Genomic DNA, 7566 nt, shown 5'->3' with positions numbered 1-7566 from the left:
GTGCGGCCGATCAGCAGGCGGGGCAGCAGCCGGGCCGTCGGGGTGGCCCAGTGCACGTACTCGATGGCGCCGCCCTTGCTGGTGACGCGGGCGCGACGGAACTCCAGGTCGAGGTCCTCGACGTTGAGGGTGAGGATCTCCTCGGCGCGGGCGGCCGTGTCGTACAGCATCCGCCACAGCAGGCGTTCGCGCAGGGCGTGCTTGGGGTCGGTGAACAGCTTGTCCAGGCGGGTAGCGGGGATGGCGCGATCGCCACGGCGCGCGGCCTTGCGGCGCTCCAGCCGCCGGGCCGGGTTGGTGGCCAGCAGGTCCTGGCGCTGGGCCCAGGTGGTGAAGGAGACCAGCGCGGACAGGTGGCGGTTCCAGGTGGCGGCGGCCGCGGTGCTCCACTGCTGCATCACCGCGGCGTACTGCTCGGGGGTGAGCGCGGCGACCGGGTGCTGCGGCCCGGCCACGGTGGTCAGCCGGGCGAGGGTCTGGGCGTAGCCGGCGCGGGTGGTGGCCGCCTGCAGGGACTCCAGGAAGCGCTCGACGGCGGCCGCGATCGGCGATCCGGTGGCCGGGCCGGCGGCGGGATCGGGTGGCGGGGTGGCCGGGCCGGGGAAGGCCACGACGGACACAGGCGACCTCCAAGCAGGCGATGTGACACATAATGTAGCCGAGTCGGCCATGCGACGGCGGATGGCTAGCTGGGGGGACGCGATCCGCCGGTGGCCGGTGTGACAGATAATGCAACTTATCACGTACATGCGCAGATAGGAGCGGGCCTCAGGGCGTCCCTGACTTGGCCTGTGGCCGAAGGCCCCTGATCAGATGGTGGCTACCCGGGCCTCCGCGGCGGTCTTGATCGAGTCGAGCCAGCGGGTCAGCTCGGCGTGCAGCTTCGCGCTGTTGTAGAAGAGTCCGAGCAGGGTTCCGGCCATCGACTCCTCAGTTCGCCGGAGCGTGGTGCCGTCCTCACGGGTGGTGATGACGTGGCGGTGCGCGGCGCGCGAGCCCATCGCACTGCCTGTCCAGGTGATCTCGCGGAGCGGCTCGACGACGGCGAACCGTGAGGCGATGGAGGTGCGCCCGTTGACCCAAGGCCATCGCCGTCCTTCAGAACCACCGCGTTGCGCAGGCCGCCTGAGGATGAAAAAGGGTCAATGAGAACGGACAGTGGGATACCGCCCCATGTGTCTACGAGGGCCGGCGGTGATCAGGCGATGATCGCATTCACAAGGCCGCCGTCGATGACCAAGTCCTGGCCGTTGATGTAAGACGCCTCACAGGAGGCGAGAAACGCCACTGCTGTGGCAATCTCCTCCGGTTGGCCGAATCTCCCCGCCGCGATACGACCGGTGATGGCCGCGGTCTCTGTCTCGCTCAACGCCGCAGCGGGATACATCGGTGTGTCGATGTACCCGGGGCTGATGGAGTTGACGCGGATGCCCCGGGGCGCGAGCTCGGCCGCCAGGGTACGGGCTAGGTTATGCGCGGCTGCCTTGGTGGCCGAGTACAGCGTGAGAATGCCGTTGCCGCGATGCAGGGTCCAGGAGGCGTTGATGACGATGGAGCCGTGGTCGACGATCAGCGGCAGCGCCTTCTGGATGGTGAAGAACACACCCTTGAAGTTCACGTCGACGGCGTGGTCGAAGTCGCTTTCGGTAATGTCGGCGAAGGGCACGAAGGTGCCTACTCCAGCGTTGGCGAAGACGACGTCCAGCCTGCCGTACCGCGTCTTGATCGTGTCCATCAAGACGTCCAGGCCGCGGAGGTCGGCTGCGTCGGCCACCACGCCGAAGGCACGCGGGCCGAGCGCGGCGGTGGCCTGATCCACGCGCTGCTGGGCGCGGCCGGTGACGATCACGTGGGCGCCTTCGGTGATGAGACGGTGTGCGGTGGCCAGTCCCATGCCGCTCGTCCCGCCCGTGATCAGGACGGTCTTGTCGGTGAAACGTGTCATGTCAGTTCTCCTGAAAGCCAGTCGGCCGCTGCTGCCAGCCAGTCGGGGCGGGCGTTGCCGAGCAGGTGGTCGCCGTGCGGGAGGTGCAGGTATCGTCCGCGTGACGCCAGGCGGGCCAGCGGTTGGCCGTTGGTGACGCCGGGGATGATGTCCTGGCCGCCATCGACCACCAGCAGCGGGCAGGTGATCTGCGGGGCGAGGCCGGACAAGTTCACCTGGTCGGCGAAGCGGTGGGCCGCGTCTTCGCCGCCGGCCCGTTGGGCGAGGAGGTCCCGTACGGGGGGTGGCAGGGCGTCCCAGTCCAGCCGGAATGGGCCGCTGACGGTGACGGCGGCTGCGACGCGGGGTTCGCGGGCTGCGCTCTCGGCGACGTAGTAGCCGCCGAGGCTGAGCCCGACGAGCCCCACGCTTTCGACGCCGAGTGCGTCGATGACCTTGCCGATCACGTGGTGGTAATCAGCGCGGACGGTGGTGGTGGCTGTGAGCACGCCCTGCCCCGGCCCATCCATGGCGAACACGGCCACGCCGCGGCGCAGCAAGGCATTGATCACATCATGGAATTCCTCCTTGCTGGAGTCCAGCCCAGGGACCACGACCGCGGCAGCCGCGGCATCGGCCGGCCCGCGCAGCCAGCCGGTGAAACCCGGACCCTCGATCCGGCGCGCTCCCGGTTCCAGCAGGTCCAGCGCGCGGCCCATGGCGGTGTCCGCCTCGGCGGCGGCGAGCGCGTGTTCACGATTCGGCCCCAGGGTGGCGAAGTGGAACCATCGCGCCGCGGCCTGGAAATGTTCGGCTGAAGAGATCGCCGTTGTCGCCTGCGCTGCGCGCGCCAAGTGACCGCGCGCGACGCGCATGAAGGCCGCACCCCACTGGTCCAGGTTGGCCAGGTTGGTGGTGACACGCTGGTACTCGTGCAGGTCCAGCCCTGCTCCGGTTGCGCGCGACAGGTTGGCGGCAGCGAAGTCTGCGGCGCTCATCGTGATGCTCCGATCGTCAGTACGGCCTTGCCGCGGATGCGGCGTTCGCGCAAATCGACCAAGACCTCGGCGGTCTGGCTCCAGTTAGCGGTACGGCCGATCTCCACGTGCAGCCGTCCACCGGCCACCAAGTGGAGCAAGGTGGCCAGGTCGCCGCCGTAGGGCGCGCCGGCGTAGTGGAAGTGCCGGATCACAGCGTTCTGCGGCCCGGCGAGCAGGTCGAAGAAATTCACAGTCGCGGGCGTACGGCTGGCCTGGCCGAACCAGATCAGCGTGCCGCCCGGGACCAGCCTGGCCAGCGCGGCCGTGAGTGCACCGCCTCCGGTGGATTCCAGCACCACATCGAACGGCCCTTCCGCGTCAGCCACGTCATGCACGATCGCTGCGGCTCCCAGTCCGCGCAGGCGCGCACCGCGCTCGGCGGTGGCGGTCACCGCGGTCACTTCCGCTCCCGCTGAAGCGGCCAGCTCGGTCAGGTAGTGCCCCACCCCGCCAGCGGCTCCGGTCAGCAGGATCCGCCTGCCCGTGATGGCGCCAGCGGTGCAGAGCAGCCGGAGTGCGGTGATCCCGGCCAACGGCAGGGCGGCTGCCTGGATGGTGGTGATCTCGTTGGGCAGGACGGCGATGGAGTGGGTGGGGACGGTGGCGTACTCGGCCCAACCGCCCATCGGCGGATGGCCCACCACGCGGGCCCCGGCCGGCGGCCCGGAGCCGTCGGCGGCGGCCTGCACGACCAGGCCGGCGACGTCTTTCCCTGGCATCATGCCGGGTTCTGGCTTTTCCAGGAGGAACGTCTCACCTCGATTCGGTGAGAACGCCTCGACCTTGATCAGCACCTCGCTTGGGGCGGGCGTGGGCTGAGCATGCTGGGCGAACTCCACCGGTCGGGCTGCATCTCCCGTGGGAATCAATCTACGCATGCGGTCATGAAACCGTCCTGCGACTCAGGTGATCCAACAACGGACGCGATGGGCCGACAACCATCGGTTGTCACCTAAGGTGACAGGCGTGGATCTCGACTTGGCGCAGGTGCGTGCATTCGTGTTGGCCGCCGAAGTGCTGCACTTCGGTAACGCAGCCGAGGAGCTGTCGATCTCCCAGCAGGCGATCTCCAAGCGGATCGCCCGTCTGGAGTCCACGCTCGGCAAGCGCCTGTTCGATCGCGGCGGCCAGGCGTTGCGGCTCAGCGAAACCGGTCAGCGTTTTCTGGAACCTGCCCGGCAGCTGTTGGCCGCCGCGGACCAGGCCGTGGCGGCAGCGCTGGAGGCGCACCGCCCGCTGAGGATCGACGTGTGGGGTCACCTGTACGCGCCCATGCGTACCCTGGCGCAGGTGATGATCGACGACCCATGGCTGGAACTGGGGCACGGCCGCGACCTGCCCGCAGTGATCGCCGCGCTGCTGCACGGCGACATCGACGCCGCCTTCGGCCGCGTCCACGCGCCACTGCCCGTCGGGCTGACCCACCGCCTGGTACGGCTGGAGCCGGTGGATGTGATCCTCAGCGCGGATCATCGGCTGGCCAACGCGCCAGCGATCCGGCCGGCGCAGCTGCGTGACGGCGTGCTGTGGACCCCAGGGGCGCTACACCGGCTGGACTTCCTGCGCCGCTTCGCCGAGTCCTTCGGCATCAACGAGCGCGCCGAGGGCGCAAACCTCGGACTTGACCACTTCCTGGCCGACCTGACGGTCGACACGCGGCGCTTCAGCCTGCTTCCCGCCGACGTGCCTCTCCCGACCCACCCGGCGATCTGCTCGGTCCCGTTGGTCGACCCCACGCCCCTGTACGCCTGGTCGCTGCTCTGGCGCGGTGACGGCGGTCATCCGCTACTGGCCACCCTGGTGAGCGCCTTCGTGGCAGAGGCAGAGCGAAACCGGTGGCTGGAATTCGATCCCGCCCACGACTGGCTCCCCGAGAGCGACCTCGCCGACGCTGATGCATCGGCCACCTCATGAGGAGCCATGCTGACTCGCCTTGTGTTTTTTGTGTGGTCGCGGACCCGTAGGTGCAAAAGGATCGGAGACGCTGGGAGACCTTCCTACGCCGCCTCGACCAAGGCGGCGAAGTCGATCTGAGGTAGGTCGGGGTCGAAGTCGTCGGGGCGCAGGCGTAGCACGTCGGTGGCATACAGCCCGAATCGGCTGATGTGCGCGGTCAGGTAGGGCGACAGCTGCGCGATGTCGGCGGCGGTGATGTCCTTGCCCTTCTCAGGCTGCCAGCCCTCGGCCAGCAGCTGGCGCAGCACGTCGGTCATGTCCAACGCGGTGTGGAAGATCACGCAGTTGGCCAGCAGGGAGTTGAATTTGATCATCTTCTCCTGCTCGGCCGGGTCGTTGTTGGCGATGACGCCGTCGTTGCCGAAGCGCAGCCAGCCGGAGAAGCCGTTGACGGCCTCGACCTTCTCGGCGACGGTGAACGGCGAATCGACGCTGCGGCCGACCTCCCGGTTGGCGGTGTCCACCGTCCAGCGGTGCTGCTAGGTGCGGGGATCCTCCGGCGGATTCTTGATCTTCTCCCAGCGGAGGTTCTCATCGGCGATCGAGGCCAGGATGCGGTGCACGGTGTGCGAGACGCCGTCCTGGCGGTGCTGCTTGGGCCAGCGCGAGGCAGTCCAGCGCCAGTTCTTCAGCGCGCTGTAGGTGATGCCGATGTCGCCGGCGAACTGCTCCAGCGAGGCCTTGACCGTCCAGGCGTCCTCGGCGTGCGCCCCGCCGGCGCTGTTGTGCATCGGCTCGATCTCCAGCGCCCGATCGCCTTAACCGACCACAGCAAGGTCAACATTGCTCTTGAGCTGGGCTTTCACGTAGTTGACATGTGTGCGACGCGGCCAGCAGGGCGTGCTCGCTCGTCCGAGGGTCCGACGAGTTGAACAGCACGTCTACTCGGCCTTTCCCCGGGTGAGCGAGTCGACAAATGCCTCGGCTTCGGTGGGGCCGAGCTGCTTCTGATCGCGGATCAGGAAGACGGCTGCCTTCCGCTGTCCCTCGGCCAGGAATTCGGTAACCGGCCCTGTCAGATCCTCCGGCCACCGGCCCGGGAAGTCCGGCAGGAGTTCACCTCGGCGTAGGGCGCGGGCCGCGGCCAGAGCATCCGGTCCGGAGACCTGCGCTTCCTTCTTCAGCACCTTGACCGCATCGTCGAACTGCCCGGCTTCGATGAGGTCGTGGGCCTTGGCCTGAATCTCCACAGGGGTGAACAACGGCATCGGGATGTAGATCCGCACCCTGTTGCGCCGCTGGCGCCAGGCCCGCAACCCCAGGACAACGAGCCCGATCAGGGCCAGGGCTAAGATCGACTTCACAGGGTCGAGATCGAACATGCCTGGATTGTAGTGATCAGGCATCGTCCTTATCCTGCCCGAAGGTCGCTGACACGGGATCAGAGGCACTCCTCAGGATCCAGATGCGTCGAGAGTGATCTGGTCGGCGAGTTGGGCTTCCAGCCCGGCGATCCGGTTGTCCAGGAACCGGCTGTTGTCACGGGCCGCCGTCAGCCGCTCCTGCAGGCGGCTCGTCTGCTGGGTAAGTTGGCGGACCTGCTGTTTGAGCGAGGTGTTGTCCGTGACGAGTCGCTGAACGCCGTCCTCGGGCAGGTCGTTCTCCAGATCACGGATCTTGCCGAGAAGTTCGCCGATGGCGGTGCGTTGCAGGGCGATCTCGCAGTGGGCGTGCTTGAGCGCGGCCTCGGCGTTGAGTGCTCGTTCCCGCCAGGACGCCTCGGCATGGGCCGCCTGTTCGGCCTGGTCGAGCACGCGGTGCCCGCCGGCGTCGTCGGCAGCTTGGGCAACGAGCGCGCGAGCGTCGGTGTTCTGGTAGAGGAAGGTCCGGGAGACGTCGGCGCGGCGAGCGACGGCGGCGACGGTGACGCGGGCGCGTTCGCGTCTCATCTGCTTCAGCGCGCCGCGTACTCGCTCCAGCATGGCCTCGCTGGTGCTGCGGCGGGACTGGATCGCTGCCGCCGTGCGGCCCGTCGGCTCCGCGGTGGTCGTCATGCTGGCTGCTCCGTGGTCGTCAACTCGGGCAGGATGTCGTCCTCGGCGAGGCCAGCCAGGTCCGTCGCGCGGAAGTTCGTGCTCCAGATCCGGTGGAAGTAGTCCTGCGGCCGGCGCAGGTCCATGGCCAGGGCCTGGTCCAGGAGCCCGAGCCCGGCCAGGGCCTTCTCCAGGCCCGCGATGGCGCGGGCGGTCGGTTCGAAGACCTGGTGCAGATAGTCGGCGGTGGCGTCGTCGGGGGCCCGTTCGGCGATCGAGCGCCACTGCTCTTGCTTGCGCCGCCAGTAGAGCAGGTCGGCGCCGGACAGGACGAATTTGTCGCAGTTCTCGCAGTCCAACTTCCAGGGGCAGGCACCGCCCTGGACCACGGGTTGGAAGGTGCAGAACCCGCCGTCGGCTGGGGTGCTGCGCCGGGACAGGTCGAGGGCCAGCGCCAGGGCCTGCTCGCGGGTGAGCGGAGTAGATTCGCCGGACAGCAGTTCGCCGGGGTTGGCCGCGCCGGGCCCGGCGACCCAGACCGCGTGCAGGACGTCCTCCAGATCGGAGGCGGCGATCTTTAATGGCACCATCGGGTATTAGAACTGTCCGAATGCCCTGCCATAGAGAGGTTTGGCAACGGCGTTCAGCATGGCGAGACAACAGGCAAGGCGAC

At 68.3% G+C, this 7566-nt stretch carries 9 protein-coding genes and 1 pseudogene; 1 reads left to right on the top strand and 9 read right to left on the bottom strand.

From position 1 onward, the window contains the following. The 5 genes from AB0J09_RS49735 to AB0J09_RS49715 all read right to left on the bottom strand — a co-directional run. Positions 1-620: tyrosine-type recombinase/integrase (locus AB0J09_RS49735; protein WP_360708036.1), on the bottom strand; the 620-nt coding region annotated here is incomplete at its 3' end. 189 nt (positions 621-809) lie between these two features. After that, entirely contained in the window at positions 810-1001 is a 192-nt protein-coding gene (locus AB0J09_RS49730; protein ID WP_360708033.1) for a hypothetical protein, read from the bottom strand. Between the two features lie 197 nt (positions 1002-1198). Next, positions 1199-1945, bottom strand: coding sequence for a glucose 1-dehydrogenase (locus AB0J09_RS49725; protein WP_360708031.1), 747 nt, complete (start codon positions 1943-1945; stop codon positions 1199-1201). After that, the gene (locus AB0J09_RS49720) at positions 1942-2922 is read right to left on the bottom strand and encodes an alpha/beta hydrolase family protein (protein WP_360708029.1); all 981 of its coding nucleotides are present in this window, start codon (positions 2920-2922) and stop codon (positions 1942-1944) included. The genes AB0J09_RS49725 and AB0J09_RS49720 overlap by 4 nt, the downstream gene beginning before the upstream one ends. Beyond that, positions 2919-3842, bottom strand: a complete 924-nt coding sequence (locus AB0J09_RS49715) for a zinc-binding dehydrogenase (RefSeq protein WP_360708026.1) — start codon at positions 3840-3842, stop codon at positions 2919-2921. The genes AB0J09_RS49720 and AB0J09_RS49715 overlap by 4 nt, the downstream gene beginning before the upstream one ends. 88 nt (positions 3843-3930) lie before the next feature. Here AB0J09_RS49715 and AB0J09_RS49710 point away from each other — a divergent pair, with 88 nt between their 5' ends. Next, complete coding sequence (locus tag AB0J09_RS49710; protein WP_360708024.1) at positions 3931-4878, top strand: LysR family transcriptional regulator; 948 nt, start codon at positions 3931-3933, stop codon at positions 4876-4878. 83 nt (positions 4879-4961) lie between these two features. On the opposite strand, the pseudogene AB0J09_RS49705 reads toward AB0J09_RS49710, so the two are convergent. From AB0J09_RS49705 to AB0J09_RS49690, 4 genes and pseudogenes are all read right to left on the bottom strand, one after another. Further along, positions 4962-5651, bottom strand: a pseudogene (locus AB0J09_RS49705) (DUF6192 family protein). A 150-nt stretch (positions 5652-5801) separates the two neighbouring features. Next, on the bottom strand, positions 5802-6242 hold the full coding sequence (locus tag AB0J09_RS49700; RefSeq protein ID WP_360708021.1) for a hypothetical protein: 441 nt from the start codon (positions 6240-6242) through the stop codon (positions 5802-5804). Positions 6243-6314: 72 nt separating this feature from the next. After that, positions 6315-6914, bottom strand: a complete 600-nt coding sequence (locus AB0J09_RS49695) for a DUF6262 family protein (protein ID WP_360708019.1) — start codon at positions 6912-6914, stop codon at positions 6315-6317. Continuing rightward, entirely contained in the window at positions 6911-7483 is a 573-nt protein-coding gene (locus tag AB0J09_RS49690; RefSeq protein WP_360708016.1) for a hypothetical protein, read from the bottom strand. The genes AB0J09_RS49695 and AB0J09_RS49690 overlap by 4 nt, the downstream gene beginning before the upstream one ends. Positions 7484-7566: the final 83 nt, after the last annotated feature.

Source organism: Nonomuraea sp. NPDC049784 (genome assembly GCF_040659615.1).
Lineage (GTDB): Bacteria > Actinomycetota > Actinomycetes > Streptosporangiales > Streptosporangiaceae > Nonomuraea.
The sequence above is the reverse complement of the archived record's forward strand: the minus strand, read 5'-3'. Positions and strand labels throughout refer to the sequence as shown.